Genomic DNA, 20,772 nt, shown 5'->3' on the forward strand with positions numbered 1-20,772 from the left:
CTGAGTGCTCCTTACAGGCTAACGCGGGCCAGGCGACGGGCGTTCCGGCGCTGTAACCAGTTGATTAATGGACGACGAATCGCCTCTCTCCAGCGTTCACTGCGCCCCGGATGGGTGACGATGCGCGCCCGATAAAACGAGGGGCACAACACGGCGGCATGCGACACTTCGCCGCACAGGCCGCAGCCGACGCAGCTGTTGATCACCGTTGCGACCGGGTCGGTACGCAGTGGATCCGGGTTCGGTTTAATCGACAGCGACGGACAGCCGGAAAGACGAATGCAAGAGTGGTCGCCGGTACAGGTGTCGCTATCCACGCCGAAGCGCTCCGCCACCACGCGTTTACCGCTCTCCAGCGCTTTACGCACCTGCTGCTTTTCACGGCGCTGGCGGTTGAGCATGCATTCGCTCTGGGCAATCAGCACCTTCGGACCCGGCGTTTTGCTGGTTAAGGCGTCGCGCAGAGTAGCGGTCATGGTTTTCAGGTCATAGGTGCGACGCACCGTTTTCACCCATTTCACGCCGACGCCCTTCACCGCCTGCTCAATAGCGTGGCCGGTACTGCGGGTGGCGTTTTGCGCGGTGGACGACAGAATGTCCTGGCCGCCAGTGGCCGAGGTGTAGCTGTTGTCGACCACAATGGTCAGGTTGTTGCTCTGGTTAAATACGCTGTTGGCGATGCCGCTGGTCAGACCGTTATGCCAGAAACCGCCGTCGCCCATCACCGAGATGGCGCGCTTGCCGTCTTTGCTATTGAGCGCCGCCGCTCCCGCGCCGCCCAGACCGTAGCCCATGGTGGTATTACCGAGATTAAACGGCGGCAGAATCGAGAACAGATGGCAGCCGATGTCGGCGCTGATGTGGTGCGGGCCAAGCTCGCGCTCAATCAGCTTCATGGCGGTAAAAATCGGCCGCTCCGGGCAGCCGGTACAAAACCCCGGCGGGCGAGCGTGAATCGCATCAGCCAGCGCAGGCGGCGCGGCGTTGACGACATCCGGCATCACGTTGGCCAGCGGAATGCGCACCTGGCGCGCGGCAGCCAGGGCATCCGGCGCCAGACGATCGTAACGTTCGAAGAAGGCGCGCAGCCCCGCCAGCACGGTGGCGGTGTTGTACTCGCCAGCAAGCGGTAACAGGTCTTTGCCGTGCAGTTTGGTACTCAGCCCCTTCTGGCGCAGGATGTTAGCAATATTCTGCTCAACGAAGTTCGGCTGCCCCTCTTCCAGCACCAGCACCGCGCGCTTGTTGCGGCAGAACTCGTCCAACTCTTCGTCCACCAGCGGGTAGGCGACGTTCATCACGTACAGCGGGATTTTGCTGTTGCCAAACACGTCGGCCAGATCCAGCTGGTTAAGGGCGCGAATCAACGTGTTGTAGTTGCCGCCCTGCAGCACGATGCCAATATCGTCGACGTCGGAGGAGAAGAACTCGTTCAGGCGACGTTCACGAATGAAGCGCAGCGCCGCAGGCCAGCGCTGATGAACCTTCTCTTTTTCATGCAGGAAGCTGGCAGGCGGCAGCACGATGCGGCTGATGTCGCGCTGGGGATTTTCCAGCGCCTGTTTCACCGTAAACGCCGGAGCGCGGTTTTCCGAGGTGACAAACTGACCGTGAACGTGACAGGAACGGATGCGCATTTGCAGCATCACCGGGGTGTTGCTGGCCTCGGACAGTTCAAAGCCATCCTTCACCGCCTGCACGATACACGGCAGGTTCGGGCGCGGGTCGAGCAGCCACATTTGTGATTTCATGGCGAAAGCATGGCTGCGCTCCTGCATGATTGATGAACCTTCGCCGTAGTCTTCGCCGACGATAATCAACGCTCCGCCCAGCACGCCGCCGGAGGAGAGGTTGGCCAGCGCGTCGGAAGCCACGTTGGTGCCAACCGTCGCCTTGAAGGTCACCGCGCCGCGCAGCGGGTAGTTGACCGACGCCGCCAGCGTCGCCGCCGCGGTAGCTTCGCTGGCGCTGTTTTCAAAGCGAATGCCATACTCGTCGAGGATCGGCTGGGCATCGGCCAGCACGTCCATCAAGTGGGAAATAGGCGCGCCCTGATAGCCGGCCACGTAGGAGACGCCGGATTCCAGCAGCGCTTTAGTGACGGCCAGAATACCTTCGCCGCTAAATACAGAACCTGCCGGTAAAGTCAGTTTCTTTACCTCTTCAACAAACGAACGTTCAGCCATCACAACCTCACTTTCATTTCAATTTGGTCTGATTAACTTGTAAGCAACGTGCGAAGGAGGGGCAATCCATGATTTGTCATGGAATTGTCATTTGTGCGGAAGATGGATAGCGATTGCAGAACGGGGATAAAAATGGGGGGATTGGTACGCATCCCCTCACCCTGGCCCTCTCCCAAAAGGGGCGAAGGAACCGTTGGGTGCTGGATTGAGGTGTGCTGAACATGAATATCTCAGCTCGGTGCGCCCCTCTCCTTTTTAAGAGAGAGTTAACGCACCGTAATTTAAAAGATTATCGTTCTTCTGATTTCCGGCATCCTACCGCTTCGGTAGCAACATCACCGTCAGCGCCGCGACCAGCGACACCAGCGCAAACGCGCCAAAGTTCCACGACAGAGATAGCCCACTGCTGGCTATCCACGCGCCAAACAGTGGCCCGCTCATCGCGCCGATACGCGCAAAGCTCAGCGCCCAACCGGTGGCCGCCGCGCGGCTGTTGCCTGGATACCAGGTCGCCAGATAGCCGGTCAAGATAAGCGATGCAGAAATACTGCCGACACCTGCCAGCGCGGTCAGCAGAATATTGACCGGCAGCGAGTGCGGGAACATCAGCGCGCAGATGCCCGCGCCGCCCACGAGGTAAGAAAGCGCCACCGCTCGTTTCGCGCCGATACGATCGGCAATGCGCCCGAGGAACAAGCCGCCCACCGCCGAGGCGAGGCTAAACACCACCAAAAACAGCAGGCTTGGCCCCAGCGCATAGCCGCTTTTGCGCATGATGCTCGGCAGCCAGGTGTTGAGACCATAGACCAGCAACATGCCGCAGAATAAGGCGACCCAGAAGCAGGCCGTGGCGCGCAGATAGTCACCCGAGAACAGCAGGCTGCCAGTTTTACGCCAGCCCTCCTGCTGCGGACGCGGCGTTTCCGCTTGCGGCAGCGGAACGCCGAGACGCGATGACAGCTCACGCGCCTCAATCATTCGCCCACGGCTGACCAGATACTCTAGCGACTCCGGCAGCAGGCGCGACATCGGCCACAGCACCAGCAGCGGCAGGGCGCCCACGCCAATCACGCTGCGCCAGCCGAAGTGGGGAATCAGCCACATCGCCACCAGCGCCGAGCACAGAATGCCCAGCGAGTAGCCAGAATACATAATCCCGTAGTTGTAGCTGCGCCGCTCCGGCGGCGAATATTCTACGGTTAGCGCCGCCGCCACAGGAATCACCCCGCCCAGCCCCAGCCCTCCAACAAAACGCGCCACGCCGAACAGCAGCGGCGTCGGCGCCCAGGTGGTGGCTATCATCGAAAGCGAAAACAGCCCGACGCACAGCAGCAGCATCCGCCGCCGCCCGATGCGTTCGCTCAGTGAACCGGCAGCGAATGCGCCGAAGAACATTCCCACCAGCGCGTAGCTACTGAGCGCCCCCAGCTCCAGCGGCGTCAGCCCCCAGCCAGCGTCTTCCGCCATACTGGAAAGCACCGCCCCCATCACGCCAACGTCATAGCCTTCAAATAAAATACTCAACCAGCACACCAGTAATACCCGGCGGGTCACGGCGTACGGACGCACCGCACTCTTTGTCATCGCAATGGTCATGGCAAACTCCGGTTAGTGGACACACCATCAGCGATAAGAAAAGTGGCGCAAAGGATCAATCCTCCCTCCATCTGCCAGCAGTTATATCTGCACAAGCCGGATAATCACCGCGCAAAATGGCATTTCGCCGCCCGCAGCGATAACAAAATCTGCGCGATCCATCTCTCGTTATCGGAATTTGCTCTGACATAACTTCTGAATTCCAGTTAACGTGTATGCGTTAGCAAGTTGTTAATGGAATGTTGATTAAAGCAACGCGTTCGCGTATGACGGCCAGCAATCAACAACAGGCAGGACGTTTCACCTTTACGTCGTCTCCACGAGGAGTCTGTTATGTTGATCAACGATATCGTCTCACCGCGTCTGTCCGCCGCGCTTAGTCATCTCAATTCGTCCGCCAACCTGCTGTTTACCTCCGCCACGCTGGAGCAAGCAGGTGCCGTCGTAGGACGGATCTTCAAACCTTGCCAGGTGGATCTGGTCGATCGCGGCGCACGCGCCGACGTGCGGATGCACCACATTCCGATGGGTGAAATCTCACTTAACCGCCTGCGCTACAGCTCACGGGTGGATATCGCGCCGTGCCTGATGAAGGATTTTTTTCTGGTGCAGATGCCGCTGCACGGTAGCGCCACAGTGGTGAGCGAAGGTCAGGAGATCCTATCCGGTCCGCAGCTGGCCACGGTGATTAACCCGGAAGACGTCACCCGCATGCGCTGGGAGCCGGGCAACGATCAGTTTCTGCTGCGCATCTCCCGCTCGCTGCTGGAGAACATGTTGGTCGGCCAGCTTGGCCAGCCGCTGAACGAACCGCTACGCTTCGAGACCGCGTTCCGCTGGCAGGAGAACCCGGCGTGGTGTGCGCTCATTGGTTATCTGCTGGAGTGCGCCAGCCAGGGGCTGGACCTGGAAAAACACCGTCTGATTCGCCAGCAGATGGAGCAACTGGTGGCCACCACGTTGCTCAATAGCCACCAGCATAACTATCGCCAACCCGCTGACAGCAAGCGTTCCAGCATTCGCCCGGCCCACGTCCGCCGCGTGCAAGAGTACATTCACGCCCACGCGCACGAAACGCTGAGCGCGGAAGCACTGGCGGGGATTGGCGGCGTTAGCCTGCGCGGACTGTATGCGGGGTTTAAAAACTTTCTTGGCGTCAGCCCGATGCAATATCTGCGGGATACCCGTATGGAGCGGGTGCGCGCCGAGCTGCTTTCCGGCGAGGTAAACAACGTGACAGGCGCTGCGCTGCGCTGGGGATTTGCCCATATGGGGCGCTTTAGCGCCGAGTACAGAGCACGCTTTGGTGAGACGCCCAGTCAGAGCATGCGTAAGCGCTGACCGGCAATACACGTCGTACTTCAAGTTGCAGATGCGTTTTGTCCTGCAACTCGAATTACTTAGTGTATTTGTGTTGAAGTTATTCGCTAACCAGCGCCAGTACGCGTAACGGGCTACCGGAACCCTGCTCAATTTTGAGCGGGGCCGCGATAATCACCGCACCGCGCGTCGGTAATTGATCGAGGTTGGTCAGGCATTGCAGGCCATATTTATTAGCGCCGTGCATCAGGGTATGGCAGGGATAGGGCACCGGCCAGGCGTAGGATTGCCCGGCATCGGTGTTAATAGTTTCCACGCCAAAGCCACGTACGTTGCGCGCTTCAATCAGCCATTCGACGGTTGCCTGCGCTGGGCCTGGCGTGTGGGCGCCGTCGTCGCGCATATTGAGAAACGCCCCAGCGTCGTCGGCCTTTTTCGACCAGTCAGTACGGAACAGCACCCAGGCGCCTTCCGGGATCTTACCGTGCTGTTTTTCCCAGCTTTCCAGGTAATCTACCGACAAGATCCAGTCCGGATTTTCCGCTACTTCGCGGCTGGCATCCACCACCACCGCCGGGCCGATGAACGCCGCAGGGTTGATGGTATCAACGGTATTTTCATGATGCTCACGACCGCTCACCCAGTGCGCCGGCGCATCAAAGTGAGTGCCGGTGTGTTCGCTACAGGTAAAGTTGTTCCAGTACCAACCGGGGCCATTTTCATCGTAGTGGGAAATGGTCTCTTTTTTAAAGCCCCAGGCCTGGCCGAACTGTGGCGGCAGCTGCAGCGTCGGGAAGCGTTCGCTCAGCGTTTGTGTTAAATCGACAATCCGGATCGCGCCCTGAGCGATCCCCTCAGAAAATTCAGTCAGCAATGCTTTGTTCATACGCGGTCACCTGTTTGGGAAATTGAAATTAACAAACAAGTAACATTGTAAGCAGGCCCGGCAAATGCTCTATCCATTTCCTGAAGCTGTTATCCAGAAAGTGAAAAAACTTCTATACCCGTCATACTTCAAGTTGCAGATGCGTTGGCTGCGCTCACTTACCCCAGTCACTTACTGGAGTAAGCTCCCGGGGATGTAATGAGGGACATCCTTGTTCCTCACCAGAGGCAACCTTCGGTTGTTCAAATTCGTTCCGGACGAATTTGTCACTCCCTTGCCGCCTTCCTGCAACTCGAATTATTTAGGGTATATACCCTAAATAATTACATTCCTGGGAACTGGCTCTTAAAATTGCCCAGTAGCGTATAGAGCTGATCTTTTTCTTTCATCGGCAGAGCGGCCATCAGTTCGTTCAGCCAGCCCTGGTGCGCCGCCGCCATCAGATCAAACTGCTGTTTGCCGGACGCGGTCAGTTTGATCCGACACGAGCGACGATCGTTGGGATCGTACACCCGCACCGCCATGCCCTCTTTTTCCAGACTATCGGCAAGCCCTGTAATGTTGCCGCCCGTCACCAGCATCAGTCGCGACAGTTCGCCCATCTTGATGCCGTCCGGGAAGCGATCTAGTTGCGCCAGCATATCAAAGCGCGGCAGCGTGCTGCCAAACTGCTCACGCATCCGCTGACGAAGTTCAGTTTCAATGATGTTGACGCACGATAACAGCCGCAGCCACAGTTTGACATCGCGCGAGCCGCCTTCAGGTGAAATAGCGGATGCATTTGATTTCATTAATTATTTACCTCTGTTTCTCATGACTTCCCAGCCTAATCATCACATTTTATTATGTGATTGCTCTCACAGGTGGGTGATTATTAAGCAATCGATATTGTTTAAGTATAAAATATTCATGTATAAAATATATACCCATTGCTTAGTTGTGTTAAGTCATCACCTACTTCCGAAAGGAGCCACCTCATGGCAAACACTAAAGTAAACCGGATCCTGAATAACAATAAGTTTAAATTGGGTTTCTTTGCAGCGAACTGCTCCGGCGGTATGGCTGTCACCAAAATTGAAGATCGCTGGAACAACTCCTGGGAAAACAACCTGAAAATGGCGCAGCTCGCCGATGAAGCCGGGATCGAGTTTCTGCTGCCGATCGCCCGCTGGATCGGCTACGGTGGCGAAACCAACTTCCACGGCAACGTGCTGGAGACCGTCACCTGGGCCTCCGCGCTGCTTGCGGCAACTCGCCATATCAGCGTCTTTTCTACCGTTCATACCTCTTTTAACCATCCGGTGGTGGTGGCAAAACAGCTGGCGACGATGGATCACATCGGCCAGGGTCGCGCGGGGCTGAACGTGGTTTGCGGCTGGAACCGCCCGGAATATGAAGCGCTGGGCGGCGACCTCGCCTACGATCACGAAAGCCGCTACGCCTACGGCCAGGAGTGGTTTGAGGTGATCCGTAAACTGTGGCGCGAAGAGAAAGCCTTCAACTGGGACGGCAATTTCTTCAAGCTGAAAGACACCTACGGTCTGCCGTTACCGCTGCAACAAGACATCCCGATTTTTAACGCCGCCGGTTCCGGCGAAGGGCGCGATTTCGCCATTCGCAACGCCGATTTCCTGTTCACCTCCGCCATCACCCTGGAGCGCTCCGCAAAAGAGATTGTCGAGTTGAAGCAGAAGGCCCTCGATGCCGCACGCCAGAAAGCGCTCAATATTCTGACCTTCTCCTACGTCGTCTGCCGCCCAACCCGCGCGGAAGCCGAGGAGTATCACCACTACTATTCCCAGCAGAACGCCGACTGGGCAGCGGTGGATAACATTATTCGTCTGATGTTCGAGAACGCCGAATCGTTCCCGAAAGATCAGCTCAAACTGATTCGCGACCGCTTCTCTGCCGGCCACGGCGGCTTCCCGCTGGTCGGGACGCCGGACGATGTCGCCGACGGCCTGGAGCAGCTGTATCGTACCGGTTTCTCCGGCACCACGCTGTCGTTCACCGACTATGTCAGCGAGTTCCCCTATTTCCGCGACGAAGTGCTGCCGCGCCTGGAAGCCCGTGGCCTGCGTGAGCCGTTCCGTCCGTATGATTCCGCCGCAGGAGAAGCCGCATGAGTTCTCTGTCCGCTGATGAGTTCAAACTGGGCATGCGTCAACTGACGCTGCCGGTGGCGGTGATTACCGTCCATTCCGACGAGCAGCGTAACGGCTTAACCGCCTCGTCGTTCTGCTCGGTGAGCGTCGATCCACCGCGCGTGTTGCTCTGCGTTGGCAAAAGCGCCAGCGCCCATCGCCAGCTGAACGTTGGCGAGGGGATTGGCATCAACGTGCTGGCCAGTGAACAGCTCGACCACGCCATGCGTTTCGCCAGTAAAGCGTTTCATGGCGAGCAGCGCTTCAGCCAGGGAAAGTGGTATCCGCTGAAGTCGGGCGCGCCAATGCTGGAAGGCACCGCAGTGAGCTTCGACTGCGTGGTGGATCAGATCATTGATGACACCACCCACAGCATCGTTACCGCCACGGTCGTCGCCGTTGAGCGGAACGACCGCGATTGTCTGCTCTATCGCAACGGTGCGCCAGTGCAGACCCGTCGTATCGCCTAATTCCGTTCCTGATAAGCCTAGTCGATGTATTCCAGAAACGATTATTTTATACCCTAATGGATTTCGAGTTGCAGGAAGGCGGGTCAATTCCGATGTGTCGACTTGGTCTCCCCCTGCAACTGGAAAGACGGTAGGTCGTTAAAAGGTAGAATATCATGTCCGTATCGTTTACCAGGCTCTCTCGCAGAGTCGGGGGGCTTCTTGCGCTCATTTTACTGGCCCATGCTCCGGCAGAAGCCGCTACACCGTCGGTGGCGGAGCCTGCTGGCATCAACCTCGGCCTGACCAGCTTTTTTGACGGCTTCCCGGCGGCCGCGCCGGGACAGCTGTCCTATCTGGGCTATTATCGCTATACCCATGCGAATGCGATTAAAGACAGCGCCGGGAATAAAATAGATGCCTTTGGCAAAAGCAATGTGGATACCTGGCTAACCAGCCACCAATTTCTCTATACCTTTGCACACTCCCCGTTTGAGAATGCCTCGCTGGGTTTAGACCTGATTATTCCGATCGTCGGCTTTCATACCGATTTCGGCGATGCTCCGGCAAAATTGCAGGCCAATGACGCTGGGTTTGGCGATATTTTTATCGGCACCTATCTGCAAATTAACCCGGTGATGGATGCGCAGGGCACGCCGCTGTTTGCCCAGCGTTTTGAAATCGGCTTCAACGTACCCACCGGAAAATATGACGCGAAGCAGGACATTAATCCGGGGGCGAACCAGTGGTCGTTTACGCCAACCTGGGCCGCCACCTGGCTCTTTGCCCCGCGCTCCTCGTTAAACTGGCGTTTACAGTATCTGGTGAACTTCAATAATACCAACCCGGCCAGCAGCGCCCCGCTGGACTGGAAAGGCGAAAGCGTACAACGCACCCGCGCCGGTCAGCTGGCCTGGCTCAACTTTGCTGCCGAATATGAAGTGGCTCCCAAGTGGCATCTGGGTATTAACGGCTATTATCTGAAGCAAATTTCCGACGATAAAGTGAATGGCGATGACCTACCAAACTCCCGCGAGCAGGTATTAGGCATTGGCCCCGGGCTGATGTGGAATCATTCGGCCAATAACACCCTGACGCTAAACTTCTACACCGAAACGGCGGTAGAAAACCGGCTCAGAAACAGCGCGATCGTGAACCTATTTTATATTCATGGGTTTTAAAAAAGCCGGTGCCTGATGGCGTTTTGCTCATCAGGCCCGGTCACTTCACCACTTATCGGTCGCACCAGCATGATTGGCTGGCACGTTATTCACTCGTGTCACCGGCGAACTCTGCCGATTCTCCCACAGCACCGTCAGGCCGCGCTGAAGCGCAATAAAGACAAACAGCAGGATCCCGATGGCGATTTTGGTCCACCATGAACTCAGGGTACCGTCGAAGTTGATGTACGTCTGAATCAGCCCCTGAATCGCCACGCCAAACAGCGTGCCCAGCACCGTTCCTACCCCACCACTTAACAACGTGCCACCAATAACCACTGAAGCAATGGCGTCCAGTTCAACGCCAACGCCCGCCAGCGCATAGCCTGCCTGGGTATAAATGGAGAAGACAATTCCCGCCAGCGTCGCCAGCCCGGTGGAGAGCATATAGATGCGGATCGTGGTGCTACGCGTCGAGATCCCCATCAGGTTCGCCGAGGTGGCGCTGCCGCCGATGGCGTAAACCTGATTGCCAAAGCGGGTGCGGTGAGCCATAAAAATCCCGGCAACCACCACCAGCAGCATCAGCAGCCCCATAGCGCTCAGGCGACCGCCACCGGGAATCATCCATGCCAGGCTGGAAAGGGTGTCATAGACCGGGTGATTAATAGGAATAGACTCTTCGGAGACCAGGTAACTGACGCCGCGCAGGAAAAACATTCCGGCGAGAGTGATAATAAAAGCAGGGATCTTCAGCGCATCAATCAGTAGCCCCATAAACGCGCCAAAGGCGCAGCCCATCACCAACACCAGCGGAAACGCCACCAGCGGCGAGATCCCCCAAAAACCGATCGCTTTGGCAAGAAATACCCCGGTAAACGCGATCACCGATCCCACCGACAGATCGATCCCGCCGGAGAGGATCACAAAGGTCATGCCGACAGCAATGATCCCAAGGAAAGCGTTATCGGTCAGGATATTGCAAATCACCCGCGTCGAGGCAAAGCCGGGAAATTGGGTCAGGCAGTAGAGATAGCCCAGCACAAACACCGCCAGAGTGATCATTAACGGTAAATTACGTTTTATCATGGCCGCGCATCCCCTTCAGTAAGCTGATAAAGCGCGGCGACTGGACAATCAGTACGCACAGCACCACCACCGCTTTAACTACCTGATTAAGCTCCGGCGGAAATCCTGACAGCAGGATCCCGGTATTCATCCCCTGGATGATCAGCGCCCCGACCATCGAGAGCAGCAGGTTAAAGCGTCCGCCCATCAGCGAGCCGCCGCCGATCACCACCGCCAGAATAGCGTCCAGCTCCAGCCATAATCCGGCGTTATTGGCATCGGCACCGCGAATATCCGCCGCGACGATAATCCCGGCGATGGCCGCACAAACGCCGCTTAATACGTAGGCCAGCATCACCACGATGCGGGTATTCACCCCGGCATTTTTCGCCGCACGGATGTTAATGCCCACTGCTTCAATAAACATCCCCAGCGCGGTCTTGCGGGTAAATAACCAGAATAGCGCCAGCGTAACGATGGCAATGATCACCGGCGTCGGGAACAGCAGCAGAGATCCGCTGCCGAGCCAGGCCAGATGTGGAGAATCAAAGGTTACTATCTGCCCGGAAGTGATCAGTTGGGCAACTCCTCGTCCGGCCACCATCAGGATCAGCGTGGCGACAAACGGCTGGATCTTCAGTATTGCCACCAGAATTCCGTTCCACAGACCCGCCAGCGCACCGGCCGCCAGCGATGCCAGCAGCACAACCGGCAGGCTGTGCCCCGCCACGGTCATCGACGCCGCCGTGGCTCCAGCAATCGCCATCACCGCGCCCACAGACAGGTCAATCCCACCGGTAGCGATAACCAGCGTCATGCCGATCGCCAGCAGGGCTACCGGCGCAGCGCGGTTCAAAATATCAATCGGGCTGCCGAACAGCCGCCCTTCCTGCAACACTATCTGGTAGAAATGCGGGGCCACCAGGCTATCAACAACCAGCACCAACAGCAGCGCAATAATTTGCGGCATCCCTTTTGGCCAGCTAAAGCGTCGTTTTGGCTGGCCGGTTTTCGGAACAGATCGAGGCATCATCGGTTACTCCTTATGCCGCAATAGCGTTCATGATCGCCGGGACGGAGAGCTCGCTCAGAGCCAGCTCCGCCACCTGCTGACGATCGCGCATGATAATCACCCGATCGGCGTAACCTACCAGTTCTTCCAGCTCCGAAGAGATAACCAGCAGCGCCAGACCATCGGCGCACAAGGTTTCAATCAGTCGGATGATCTCCGCATGGGCACCCACGTCGATACCGCGAGTCGGCTCATCGAGGATCAGGAACTGTGGTTTGGTCAGCAGCCAGCGGGAGAGCAGCACCTTCTGCTGATTACCACCGGAGAGGAACTCGATCGGCTGCTCGGCGCTGGGGGTACGAATACCCAGCTGGCGAATAAAGCGCTCGGCAATCTCATTTTGCTCGCGTCGGCCAATCGGGCGCAGCCAACCGCGCTGTGCCTGGAGCGCGAGAATGATATTTTCCCGCACCGAGGCGGCGGCAATAATGCCGTCGGTTTTACGATCTTCCGGGCAAAAGCCGATTCCAAGGCAGGAGGCCTGATGCGGCGAGCGCAGGGTTTGCGGTTTGCCTTTGATCCACGCTTTGCCGCTGTCGGCGGGTTTGATGCCGAAAATGACCTCAGCGGTTTCCGTGCGTCCTGAGCCTAGCAGCCCCGCCAGGCCGACGATTTCCCCGGGGCGAACCTGCAGATTAAACGGGGCGATGGTGCCTTTTTTGCCAAAATCCTCGAAGGCGGCAACCGGTTTGTCGCTTAGCAGAGTGCGGCCCGCACGCTGCAGGGCGTTATGCTCCAGCTCGCGGCCGAGCATCATTTTTACCAGTTCGATTTGCGGCAGCTCGCGGGTTTCCCGGCAGCCGACGAAGCCGCCATTACGCAAAACGGTGATCCGGTCGCTAACGGCATAAACCTGGTCGAGGAAATGGGTGACAAAAATCAGGCTGACGCCGCTATCGCGCAGCTGGCGCATCAGAGTAAATAGCATCTCCACCTCCTGGGTATCCAGGCTGGCGGTGGGTTCATCAAGAATTAACACTTTTGCTGACAGGTCGATCGCCCGGCAGATAGCAACTATCTGCTGCATCGCGACCGAAAAGCGGTTGAGGGGCTCGCGCACGTCGAGGGAAAAACCGTAGGATTCCATCAGCGCCGTGGCACGCTTTTCCATCTCTTTGCGCCTCAGCAGACCAAAACGGCGTGGTTCGCGACCAATAAACAGATTATCCGCCACCGACATATTGGGCAGCAGGTTCACTTCCTGGTAAACGGTGCCGATCCCCAACTGCTGGGCATGGGCGGTATTCTTCGGTGAAATCGCCTGACCTTCCAGCCAGATAGCCCCGCGATCGGCGTGATAAACGCCGGTGAGCGCTTTAATCAGAGTGGATTTACCCGCGCCGTTTTCGCCTAACAGAGCCATGATTTCGCCCCGGCGCAGGCTGAAATTAACGTCATCCAGCGCTTTCACGCCGGGGAAAAATTTGCTTAGCCCTTCGGTACGAAGGATTTCCTGATGTGATTCGCCGTTCATGATCTCCCCTCACCTTTGCCCTCTCCCAACGAGGGGAGAGGGAGCTCAGCCGTGCTTTAGCGACCGGGGAAATCCCGGAGGCGGTGCTGCGCGCCTGTCCGGGCTACCCAATCCGCAGACGGCGGTGAACCTGTAATTCGCGACTCAATAGCCCATATTTTTCTTCTTCTCTAACTCTTCTTTCGCTGTATCCGGTAAGTAGAGCGTCGATTTGGTAATGGTCACTTTCTCCGGCAGAGTGCCGTCTTTTTTGTATTTCTCCAGCGCGTCAAACGCCGGGCCGGCCATATTTGGCGTCAGCTCTACGCTGGCGTTCGCTTCACCGGCCATCATCGCTTTATAGATATCCGGCACGCCGTCGATAGAACCGGTCAGAATATCTTTGCCCGGCTTCAGCCCGGCCTCTTTAATCGCCTGAATCGCGCCAATCACCATGTCGTCGTTATGGGCGTAAACCATGCAGATGTTCTTGCCGTTGTTTTCCGCTTTGATAAAGCTCTCCATCACTTCTTTGCCCTTACTGCGGGTAAAGTCACCGGACTGAGAGCGGATAATTTTGATATTGGAAGCTTTGGAAATTGCCTCAGCAAAACCTTTCTTACGGTCAATCGCCACGCTGGCCCCAACGGTGCCCTGCAGTTCAACGACGTTACAGGGTTTACCGTCAACGGTTTTCACCAGCCACTCGCCAATCAGTTGACCTTCCAGCACGTTGTTAGCGGTGACGGTGGTCATGTAGAGATCTTTATCTTTGACATCAATAGAACGATCGAGCAGGAATACCGGGATTTTGGCTTCTTTCGCTTCTTTCAGAACCGGCTCCCAGCCGGTAGCTACTACCGGGGCGATGAAGATGGCGTCAACGCCCTGCGCGATAAAGGAACGTACGGCTTTAATCTGGTTTTCCTGTTTTTGCTGAGCGTCGGCAATCTTCAGAGTGATACCGCGCTTCGCGGCTTCCTCTTTTGCGACGTTAGTTTCGGCCGCACGCCAGCCGGATTCAGAGCCGACCTGCGAAAAACCTACGGTCAGAGGGGCAGCCATGGCCATAGATGACATAGCTGCGGAAACTGCTGTGACAAGAAGTAAGCGCTTCCACATAAGAGGATCCTCGTAGGGTTATTGTTGGTTAAAACCTCACCTGCGGACAAACTATAGACAATCGGAGATGTAACTGAATGCGTTACATCACACTTCAAAAAAGTTAATTAGATGTTAATACGCATGACTTGCGGCAGTAGAGAGCCGATAAGGCTTCGCGACCTGCGCACCCCTTACCGTTTATGACAAAATTTTGCACGCTTTGAGATATCAAGCATATGCGATGAAAACGGTTACATAATTTTATTCAGGATGCGGCTATGTTTATGGATTTTCAGGCTGTATTGCAGGGAAAAATTCGGACACCGCCCACTCGTTCTGGCGAAAAAGAAGCGAAGACATTCGATGTGAGTTGGCTATAATACCGGGCACTTGTTTGCCATACATTTTAAAGGAAACAGACATGAGCTTACTCAACGTACCTGCGGGCAAAGATCTGCCGGAAGACATCTACGTCGTGATCGAGATCCCGGCGAACGCAGACCCAATCAAATACGAAGTCGACAAAGAGAGCGGTGCACTGTTCGTTGACCGTTTCATGTCCACGGCGATGTTCTATCCGTGCAACTACGGTTACATCAACCACACCCTGTCTCTGGACGGTGACCCGGTAGACGTTCTGGTCCCGACTCCGTATCCGCTGGAGCCAGGTTCTGTGATCCGCTGCCGTCCGGTTGGCGTTCTGAAAATGACCGACGAATCAGGCGAAGATGCGAAACTGGTTGCGGTACCGCACACCAAGCTGAGCAAAGAATACGATCACATCAAAGATGTGAACGACCTGCCAGACCTGCTGAAAGCGCAGATCACCCACTTCTTCGAGCACTACAAAGATCTCGAAGCGGGCAAATGGGTAAAAGTTGACGGTTGGGACAACGCTGAAGCAGCTAAAGCTGAAATCGTTGCGTCCTTCGAGCGCGCTAAGAAGTAATCTCTTTCAGGCAGGGCGCCTGCCCTGCCTGTTTGCGGCAACGGAACGCTGCAGCCTTGCACAAGAGGGAACCTTGTGAAAAACACCCGCTATTTCACTCTGAATTTTACCGGATTTACCACCGCAGCCTCTGAGAAGCAGAGCTATCTGCGCCTTGTCGCTGGCGACCACGTTTTTTATACCGATACGCGTTACTTCCAGGATCCCACGCTTTTTGAGCAGCTTAAGCTCAACCAGCCGCTGCATATTGGCGCTCGCCGCCTGCCTGACGGCAGCTTCTGGATCCACTGGCTGAGCGACGGCAACGTTCTGCTCGAACCGGCCAGGCCGTCGCTGAAAAGCAAACTGCTGATGTTTTTTATCGGTACTCTGGTGTTTGCCGCCGCCGCGTATCCAACGTATTTCTACACCACAACCTGGGTGGTTATTGTTTTTGGGATTATCGCCGCGCTGGCGCTAGTGCCTGCGCTGATGGGCATCGGCGGGCTGTTGCATCGCTTCGCGCAAAAAATACACCCCGGAATGCGTGGACTAATGGCGAGAATGAGCCAGGCACAACGCAAAGACGTTTCATTCTGCCAACCCATCTCTCCCGCCGTCAGCAGTCATATACAGCCCTTTGCCGCCGATAATCCTGTCCCGCCGCACTTCAGCATTGAAGAAGGGATAATCAAAAGCCTCTATTTTAAGAAGTGGTCCACTGGGGCAGGAAAAACGCATCGCGAATTTCACGGCGTACTGTTCCAGTGCGATGACGCGCCGCGCTCTTTCTCCTGGCAAATCAGCGGCACCCGATGGGGTCTCCACCCTTTATTTTACCGTTACCATCCGCCTTTTCTCGCCAAAGGCGATCGGATACTCGCCATATACCGGCGGGATAATGGCAACGTTCAGGTGCTGTATAACGGCAGCGACGGCGGCGCTTATCTGAAAGCTCATCCGTTCTATCCCGGTGAACAGCAAATGTCGCAGATATATAAGGTGTTTTATAGTATCGCGCTGGTCATGTTCCTGTTTATGTTCGGCCTGGAGCTGAATGATATGCGAACGTCCGACTGGGACGGTTGGAAATTCGCCACAGAGTCGCTTGACCTGCTTTCCTTAACGTTATTATGCGTCGGCGGGGTAATCGCACTCCTCGAACTGTGCGGCCTGGCGACCCGTATGCTCTCAAGCCGCGTGGGCGACTGGCTAACGTTACAGCGTAAATTTAAGCGCTACCTCGGTCGCACCGAAGCTAACACCACGCTTCAGGAGCTGATGTAATGTTCAGCACGATAAAGCGCCGGTTACTGTTTCTCGCGATAGTCACGCTGGCGGCTTTCCTGTGGTCCGCGACGTTTTCGTTTAACCTCTTTCTGCCCAACATCTCGTGGCACCAGCACCAAATGAGCGGCGAGGAAAAAGAGGTTGAAGACCCGATTATCAGCAGCTTTACCAACGGTGCGCTGTTTATCAGCCACGAAGAGCTGTTTACCGTCAAACGCTATGAGCTGGATAAACAACAACGGCGTGTTATTCATCATTACAATCCGCCGCTTGAACGAATAACGCCCCTTATGTCCCAGTTGCTTAATGTCCGTCTCGTGGCAAAAGAGCAGTTGGAACGCGATATTAAAGGCCGGTATAACCGGTTTACTTCTACCGACCGCGGGGATGACAGGTTAAACATTCCTCTGACCAGCATCATGCATCTCGACCGCCAGGGCCAGCTCCAGACTTCCGCGCTATGGCTGGGGGATATCGACGACCCTGTTTGCAGGCTTCAGGGTGAGTGCTATCTGATTGCCGATGGGCCTTTTCACGCCAACAAGAGCGTCTGGTATAGCCCGGACGGCGGCATCAGCTGGCAGCAACTGACGCAGTGGCGCTTTCCTGAGCCAGATATGCCGTCACGCTTTTATTCCCAGAAGCTGGTCAGCGCTGAGGCAGGCAAGCTATGGCTGGCGGACCAGTACACGCTTTCCGTTTCAGAAGACCAGGGACAAAGTTGGCAAATCGCTGCCGATATTCGTCCACTGCTAAAGCGCAACACTATCCAGTGGGGCAATAGCGCAGAACAGTCTGCCAGGTTGAGCCAGCTACGCTGGTATATCGATAACCACCAGCGGCTCCTGGCCGACGTCACCGTTTCGCTTCCTGAAGGCCGGGGAGAACGGCGCTTTCTCTATAACGTGGTCTCGTCACAGCAGGAGCAAATTCTCGCTACCAATATCCGCGATATCGCCCGTTCGCCGCAGGGGCAGATTTTCCTGATCAGCAGAATAAGTGCTTCACGCTTTGGCCTGTATCGGTTAGAGGAAAACGGTACGTCGCAGTTGGTACTTGAACATATCGATCGGTTAGGGAAAATTTATGCCGGGCTTAACCTGCTGGCGGTAGAAAAAGATATCGGCGACAGAACGCATCTGTATCTTTCCCGCGATAGTGGCAAAAATTGGCAACGCTATAAGCTACCGGGGAAAAACGGGGTATTTGATGGCGCTGGCGATCGTTTTATCCGTTTCCCTGAGTATTACCGTACGTTGAACTATCAGATCGGTACATTTGAATAATCTGCCTGTCCCTATTTACGGAGAGTTGAGCAAAAGGAGATTTCATGGCTCAGAGAACAATAGCTATAACACTACAGGTATTTATTGCTCTGACGCTATTGCCGGGACATGCCAGCGCCGGGGCGCCCTTAACACAGAGTGAATTAAAGCAAATAAGCCGGGAAGATGATGATTTCGACGATCGCACAGAAAAGACCATTATCGCCGGGCCCACGACGATTTCATTAAATGAGATTGCTGTACTAAATTTACCAGAAAATTATATTTATGCTGAAGAGATAAAAACCTACGGCAAGCCGCTGAAAAACACCTCAGAATTCAGATGCACCAGATATATATCACCACGCTATGGCAGTAAGAACCGGCTATGTATAAAAATTGCCAACGTTGGTTATTTAAGGCTATCGGACGATCTTTCTCTTTTGAAGAACAGGACTGAACAGTTACAGCTGCGAATTCCACCGAAGCATACCTGGTCCTTTCCTGAAACGATCGATTTTAACTGGCTACAGTTGCCTGATTACAACAAACAAAATCATACCTTATCCTGGGCGTATCGCTATGTGTATGACAACAAAACTAAAGAGTATGAGCGCCCGGAAAGCTTCACCGATCAAGAGATAAACATGGTCATGTTTGGCCAGCGGCACATCATCTGGCTGACCAATGGCGACTATTACGGCGCAGAAAAATTCCAGCCGCAGCTAGCCGATTGGGTGAACAGAATAACCTTTAATAGCGCTTACCAATATCAGGAAAATCAGGTTCCCACCTGCGGCGATCTACCACCAGGCGACAGCGCGTTGGAAGGTCTCGCATACGACTATTCAGCCGATCCTGAACGTTGTTTCCCTTATCCGATGGAGTATTTAATTCGTGGTTTGCCCGAGTATACCGATGGCAATAAGAACATTTATGATTTTATTTCCCGGACACGAATGGCAAGAAAAGTCATATGGATTAAACCAAGGACTTAACATATGGATATGAAAGAAAAGCTCTTTTGCGGTCTGGCGTTCACTCTGTTTCTCACCGGCTGTGATAACGGACAGCAGCAAACCACCTACCCGGTTACGCAACTGAACAACCAGCAGTGGCTCCCGGAAATTCAGAAACGCTTTGATATCGCTAACCGCTACGCAAACCAGGCGATCTGTATTATTACCCGACAGAAGCTAAAAGCGGAGTTCACTTCCTGGTACCAACCGACTGCGGGGATCCCATGGTTTATTCAACAGGGTCTGGTCGAGGAGAAAATTGAGATTGAGGCGGATAAATATACCAACTACTACTACCGTCTCACGGATAAAGGTGCCGCCAATAGCCCGAGTTGGCCCTATAGCGAGAGAACCGGTCTGTGCTTCGGTAACGTACAGATAGAAAGCATTAGCCAGATAAGTCCGTCAAATGACCAGAAAGCCGTCACGGTCGATTTCATTTACCATATCGCTGACGTTCCTGACTGGGCGCAAGAATTAATGCCACAGCTTTTTCCGCAGATGAAAGAAGGCAAAATCACCGGCAGCGCCCGATTCAATATGGCGGATAAAACGCACTTACGCAGCCTGTCCGGTATCAGCAATTATTACGTTGGTGAAGACAAGTTCTTCAATGCGAATTGATAAGGATCTTACTGTGCTATTGAAGAAAACGCTTTGCGGGTTATTTATCTTCACGTTATTCGGCTGCGACGATCGGGATTATCTGGCGGATATCAACACGCAGTTGATAACCTGGACCGACAAAGCGCACTGCTTCGGAGTTCGTAAGCCGGGGATTTCATTTCCCTGGGATATCCAGCAGGTAGAAGGTCAAACCCCCGATAGCGTAAAAACCCAGCAGACGCTGGAGAATTTTGTCACTTTGGGGCTGCTCACCACGCAAACCCTCGCCTATGAAAATAATAAAACGTTGACGATTAACCGCTATATCCTCACGGTTGAGGGGCGTAAATACTGGCGGAAACAAACCTCCTCATTCTGCTTCGGTTCGATAAAAGCGATTAAAACCACCGGGACGGAAGATGTGAAGGCCTGGTTTGCCGGAGGGCCGGGAAATAAAGGCAAAAAAATCGACTATGACTACCAAATAGAAAATATCCCCGCCTGGACCCGGAAGGATATCTTTTATCAGATGTATGATATACAGCCGCTTTACTATAACGACCATACGCATTCAGCCACTGCCATCTATGATAAAGAAAGCGCCAGATACCTTACCCTGCGGCATACCGGTTTAGCTGAGATCGGCTATCCGCGCATGTTCTGGCCAAAAAATCAGGAATAGCTAATTTGTCGCATTTCCCGGGTGGCGGTTGACGCCTTACCCGGGCTACAGGTTTCCAGCCGTCTGCGGGCCGGTAGCCCGGACAGGCGCTTTAGCGCCGCTTCCGGGGAACTACGCGCTACGCTAAGCCAGGCGACAAAAACCAGCCAGTGCTAACCCGCAGATAAAACAACGCCACCCGAAGGTGGCGTTATCATTCTTAATACTGGTCTTTGTCCAACCAGTTGCCGCTTTCTATCAGCGTGAAGCCCTCGACAGGGCGCTGATAGACATACATCCAGGCGCTACCGTAGGGCGTCTGGATCAGGTGACGAGCATACTCGCCGCCTTTGGTACGCAGCGCATCCAATTCGGCCAGCGTCGATGCGTCAATACGATAGACCTCACCATGTACCGTGCCGTCTCCAGGCACCGCGCCTGGATAGTGGCCCAGGCTATACAGTTGATAATCATTGACACTATGATCGCCCAGCCACTGAGCGTTGGTCATCCAGTGGCTGTTGCCTTGTTTGCGTCGTAAACTGCCGTAAACAAATATTCGCAT

General features: G+C 55.1%; 20 protein-coding genes. 11 read left to right on the forward strand and 9 right to left on the reverse strand.

What is annotated here, in order from left to right:
* Nucleotides 1–11: 11 nt before the first annotated feature.
* Complete coding sequence (locus DA718_RS25985; RefSeq protein WP_112216717.1) at nucleotides 12–2,186, reverse strand: thiamine pyrophosphate-dependent enzyme; 2,175 nt, start codon at nucleotides 2,184–2,186, stop codon at nucleotides 12–14.
* 315 nt (nucleotides 2,187–2,501) lie between these two features.
* The gene (locus DA718_RS25990; protein ID WP_112216718.1) at nucleotides 2,502–3,782 is read right to left on the reverse strand and encodes an MFS transporter; all 1,281 of its coding nucleotides are present in this window, start codon (nucleotides 3,780–3,782) and stop codon (nucleotides 2,502–2,504) included.
* Between the two features lie 333 nt (nucleotides 3,783–4,115).
* Here DA718_RS25990 and DA718_RS25995 point away from each other — a divergent pair, with 333 nt between their 5' ends.
* A complete protein-coding gene (locus DA718_RS25995; protein WP_112216719.1) occupies nucleotides 4,116–5,123 on the forward strand; it encodes an AraC family transcriptional regulator in 1,008 nt (335 codons plus the stop codon).
* 79 nt (nucleotides 5,124–5,202) lie between these two features.
* Here the strand turns inward: DA718_RS25995 and DA718_RS26000 are convergent, their stop codons facing one another.
* Together DA718_RS26000 and DA718_RS26005 are read right to left on the reverse strand one after the other, a co-directional pair.
* On the reverse strand, nucleotides 5,203–5,988 hold the full coding sequence (locus DA718_RS26000; RefSeq protein ID WP_112216720.1) for a cyclase family protein: 786 nt from the start codon (nucleotides 5,986–5,988) through the stop codon (nucleotides 5,203–5,205).
* A gap of 323 nt (nucleotides 5,989–6,311) precedes the next feature.
* Nucleotides 6,312–6,779, reverse strand: coding sequence for a MarR family winged helix-turn-helix transcriptional regulator (locus tag DA718_RS26005; protein WP_112216721.1), 468 nt, complete (start codon nucleotides 6,777–6,779; stop codon nucleotides 6,312–6,314).
* A gap of 186 nt (nucleotides 6,780–6,965) precedes the next feature.
* Here DA718_RS26005 and DA718_RS26010 point away from each other — a divergent pair, with 186 nt between their 5' ends.
* The 3 genes from DA718_RS26010 to DA718_RS26020 all read left to right on the forward strand — a co-directional run bounded on the left by DA718_RS26010 (nucleotide 6,966) and on the right by DA718_RS26020 (nucleotide 9,762).
* Nucleotides 6,966–8,114, forward strand: coding sequence for an LLM class flavin-dependent oxidoreductase (locus DA718_RS26010; protein WP_110274410.1), 1,149 nt, complete (start codon nucleotides 6,966–6,968; stop codon nucleotides 8,112–8,114).
* Complete coding sequence (locus DA718_RS26015; protein ID WP_112216722.1) at nucleotides 8,111–8,602, forward strand: flavin reductase family protein; 492 nt, start codon at nucleotides 8,111–8,113, stop codon at nucleotides 8,600–8,602. The genes DA718_RS26010 and DA718_RS26015 overlap by 4 nt, the downstream gene beginning before the upstream one ends.
* A 155-nt stretch (nucleotides 8,603–8,757) precedes the next feature.
* Nucleotides 8,758–9,762, forward strand: coding sequence for a SphA family protein (locus tag DA718_RS26020; protein WP_112216723.1), 1,005 nt, complete (start codon nucleotides 8,758–8,760; stop codon nucleotides 9,760–9,762).
* Between the two features lie 45 nt (nucleotides 9,763–9,807).
* Here DA718_RS26020 and yjfF read toward each other — a convergent pair whose 3' ends face one another.
* From yjfF to ytfQ, 4 genes are all read right to left on the reverse strand, one after another.
* The gene (gene yjfF, locus DA718_RS26025) at nucleotides 9,808–10,830 is read right to left on the reverse strand and encodes a galactofuranose ABC transporter, permease protein YjfF (RefSeq protein WP_112216724.1); all 1,023 of its coding nucleotides are present in this window, start codon (nucleotides 10,828–10,830) and stop codon (nucleotides 9,808–9,810) included.
* On the reverse strand, nucleotides 10,817–11,842 hold the full coding sequence (gene ytfT / locus DA718_RS26030; RefSeq protein ID WP_112216725.1) for a galactofuranose ABC transporter, ATP-binding protein YtfT: 1,026 nt from the start codon (nucleotides 11,840–11,842) through the stop codon (nucleotides 10,817–10,819). The genes yjfF and ytfT overlap by 14 nt, the downstream gene beginning before the upstream one ends.
* A 10-nt stretch (nucleotides 11,843–11,852) precedes the next feature.
* On the reverse strand, nucleotides 11,853–13,355 hold the full coding sequence (gene ytfR / locus DA718_RS26035) for a galactofuranose ABC transporter, ATP-binding protein YtfR (protein WP_112216726.1): 1,503 nt from the start codon (nucleotides 13,353–13,355) through the stop codon (nucleotides 11,853–11,855).
* Between the two features lie 144 nt (nucleotides 13,356–13,499).
* On the reverse strand, nucleotides 13,500–14,456 hold the full coding sequence (ytfQ, locus tag DA718_RS26040; protein ID WP_064356162.1) for a galactofuranose ABC transporter, galactofuranose-binding protein YtfQ: 957 nt from the start codon (nucleotides 14,454–14,456) through the stop codon (nucleotides 13,500–13,502).
* Nucleotides 14,457–14,859: 403 nt separating this feature from the next.
* On the opposite strand from ytfQ, the gene ppa reads away from it, so the two are divergent.
* The 7 genes from ppa (at nucleotide 14,860) to DA718_RS30890 (ending at nucleotide 20,384) form a co-directional block, all read left to right on the forward strand.
* On the forward strand, nucleotides 14,860–15,387 hold the full coding sequence (gene ppa / locus DA718_RS26045) for an inorganic diphosphatase (RefSeq protein ID WP_005134479.1): 528 nt from the start codon (nucleotides 14,860–14,862) through the stop codon (nucleotides 15,385–15,387).
* A gap of 75 nt (nucleotides 15,388–15,462) precedes the next feature.
* Nucleotides 15,463–16,653 (forward strand): hypothetical protein, encoded by a 1,191-nt coding sequence (locus tag DA718_RS26050; RefSeq protein ID WP_112216727.1) that lies wholly within the window; start codon nucleotides 15,463–15,465, stop codon nucleotides 16,651–16,653.
* Entirely contained in the window at nucleotides 16,653–17,942 is a 1,290-nt protein-coding gene (locus DA718_RS26055) for a hypothetical protein (protein ID WP_112216728.1), read from the forward strand. Before DA718_RS26050 ends, DA718_RS26055 begins: the two co-directional genes overlap by 1 nt.
* A gap of 44 nt (nucleotides 17,943–17,986) precedes the next feature.
* A complete protein-coding gene (locus DA718_RS26060) occupies nucleotides 17,987–18,919 on the forward strand; it encodes a hypothetical protein (protein WP_112216729.1) in 933 nt (310 codons plus the stop codon).
* Nucleotides 18,920–18,922: 3 nt separating this feature from the next.
* The gene (locus tag DA718_RS26065) at nucleotides 18,923–19,564 is read left to right on the forward strand and encodes a hypothetical protein (protein WP_112216730.1); all 642 of its coding nucleotides are present in this window, start codon (nucleotides 18,923–18,925) and stop codon (nucleotides 19,562–19,564) included.
* A gap of 13 nt (nucleotides 19,565–19,577) precedes the next feature.
* Nucleotides 19,578–20,228 (forward strand): hypothetical protein, encoded by a 651-nt coding sequence (locus tag DA718_RS26070; RefSeq protein ID WP_112216731.1) that lies wholly within the window; start codon nucleotides 19,578–19,580, stop codon nucleotides 20,226–20,228.
* 21 nt (nucleotides 20,229–20,249) lie between these two features.
* Complete coding sequence (locus tag DA718_RS30890) at nucleotides 20,250–20,384, forward strand: hypothetical protein (RefSeq protein WP_260611079.1); 135 nt, start codon at nucleotides 20,250–20,252, stop codon at nucleotides 20,382–20,384.
* Between the two features lie 43 nt (nucleotides 20,385–20,427).
* On the opposite strand, the gene DA718_RS26075 is transcribed toward DA718_RS30890, so the two are convergent.
* Entirely contained in the window at nucleotides 20,428–20,772 is a 345-nt protein-coding gene (locus DA718_RS26075) for a gamma-glutamylcyclotransferase family protein (RefSeq protein WP_004098039.1), read from the reverse strand.

Origin of the sequence: Klebsiella huaxiensis, assembly GCF_003261575.2 — a bacterium.
Classification (GTDB): Bacteria; Pseudomonadota; Gammaproteobacteria; order Enterobacterales; family Enterobacteriaceae; genus Klebsiella; species Klebsiella huaxiensis.

What these genes read in the sequence shown, in the direction of transcription:
- ytfR (WP_112216726.1), bottom strand. Translation starts at nt 13,355, where the DNA reads ATGAACGGCGAATCACATCAGGAAATCCTTCGTACCGAAGGGCTAAGC.
- DA718_RS25985 (WP_112216717.1), bottom strand. Translation starts at nt 2,186, where the DNA reads ATGGCTGAACGTTCGTTTGTTGAAGAGGTAAAGAAACTGACTTTACCG.
- DA718_RS26010 (WP_110274410.1), top strand. Translation starts at nt 6,966, where the DNA reads ATGGCAAACACTAAAGTAAACCGGATCCTGAATAACAATAAGTTTAAA.
- DA718_RS26075 (WP_004098039.1), bottom strand. Translation starts at nt 20,772, where the DNA reads ATGCGAATATTTGTTTACGGCAGTTTACGACGCAAACAAGGCAACAGC.
- DA718_RS26000 (WP_112216720.1), bottom strand. Translation starts at nt 5,988, where the DNA reads ATGAACAAAGCATTGCTGACTGAATTTTCTGAGGGGATCGCTCAGGGC.
- DA718_RS26065 (WP_112216730.1), top strand. Translation starts at nt 18,923, where the DNA reads ATGGATATGAAAGAAAAGCTCTTTTGCGGTCTGGCGTTCACTCTGTTT.
- DA718_RS26060 (WP_112216729.1), top strand. Translation starts at nt 17,987, where the DNA reads ATGGCTCAGAGAACAATAGCTATAACACTACAGGTATTTATTGCTCTG.
- DA718_RS25990 (WP_112216718.1), bottom strand. Translation starts at nt 3,782, where the DNA reads ATGACCATTGCGATGACAAAGAGTGCGGTGCGTCCGTACGCCGTGACC.
- ppa (WP_005134479.1), top strand. Translation starts at nt 14,860, where the DNA reads ATGAGCTTACTCAACGTACCTGCGGGCAAAGATCTGCCGGAAGACATC.
- DA718_RS26020 (WP_112216723.1), top strand. Translation starts at nt 8,758, where the DNA reads ATGTCCGTATCGTTTACCAGGCTCTCTCGCAGAGTCGGGGGGCTTCTT.
- yjfF (WP_112216724.1), bottom strand. Translation starts at nt 10,830, where the DNA reads ATGATAAAACGTAATTTACCGTTAATGATCACTCTGGCGGTGTTTGTG.
- DA718_RS26055 (WP_112216728.1), top strand. Translation starts at nt 16,653, where the DNA reads ATGTTCAGCACGATAAAGCGCCGGTTACTGTTTCTCGCGATAGTCACG.
- DA718_RS25995 (WP_112216719.1), top strand. Translation starts at nt 4,116, where the DNA reads ATGTTGATCAACGATATCGTCTCACCGCGTCTGTCCGCCGCGCTTAGT.
- DA718_RS26015 (WP_112216722.1), top strand. Translation starts at nt 8,111, where the DNA reads ATGAGTTCTCTGTCCGCTGATGAGTTCAAACTGGGCATGCGTCAACTG.
- ytfT (WP_112216725.1), bottom strand. Translation starts at nt 11,842, where the DNA reads ATGATGCCTCGATCTGTTCCGAAAACCGGCCAGCCAAAACGACGCTTT.
- ytfQ (WP_064356162.1), bottom strand. Translation starts at nt 14,456, where the DNA reads ATGTGGAAGCGCTTACTTCTTGTCACAGCAGTTTCCGCAGCTATGTCA.
- DA718_RS26005 (WP_112216721.1), bottom strand. Translation starts at nt 6,779, where the DNA reads ATGAAATCAAATGCATCCGCTATTTCACCTGAAGGCGGCTCGCGCGAT.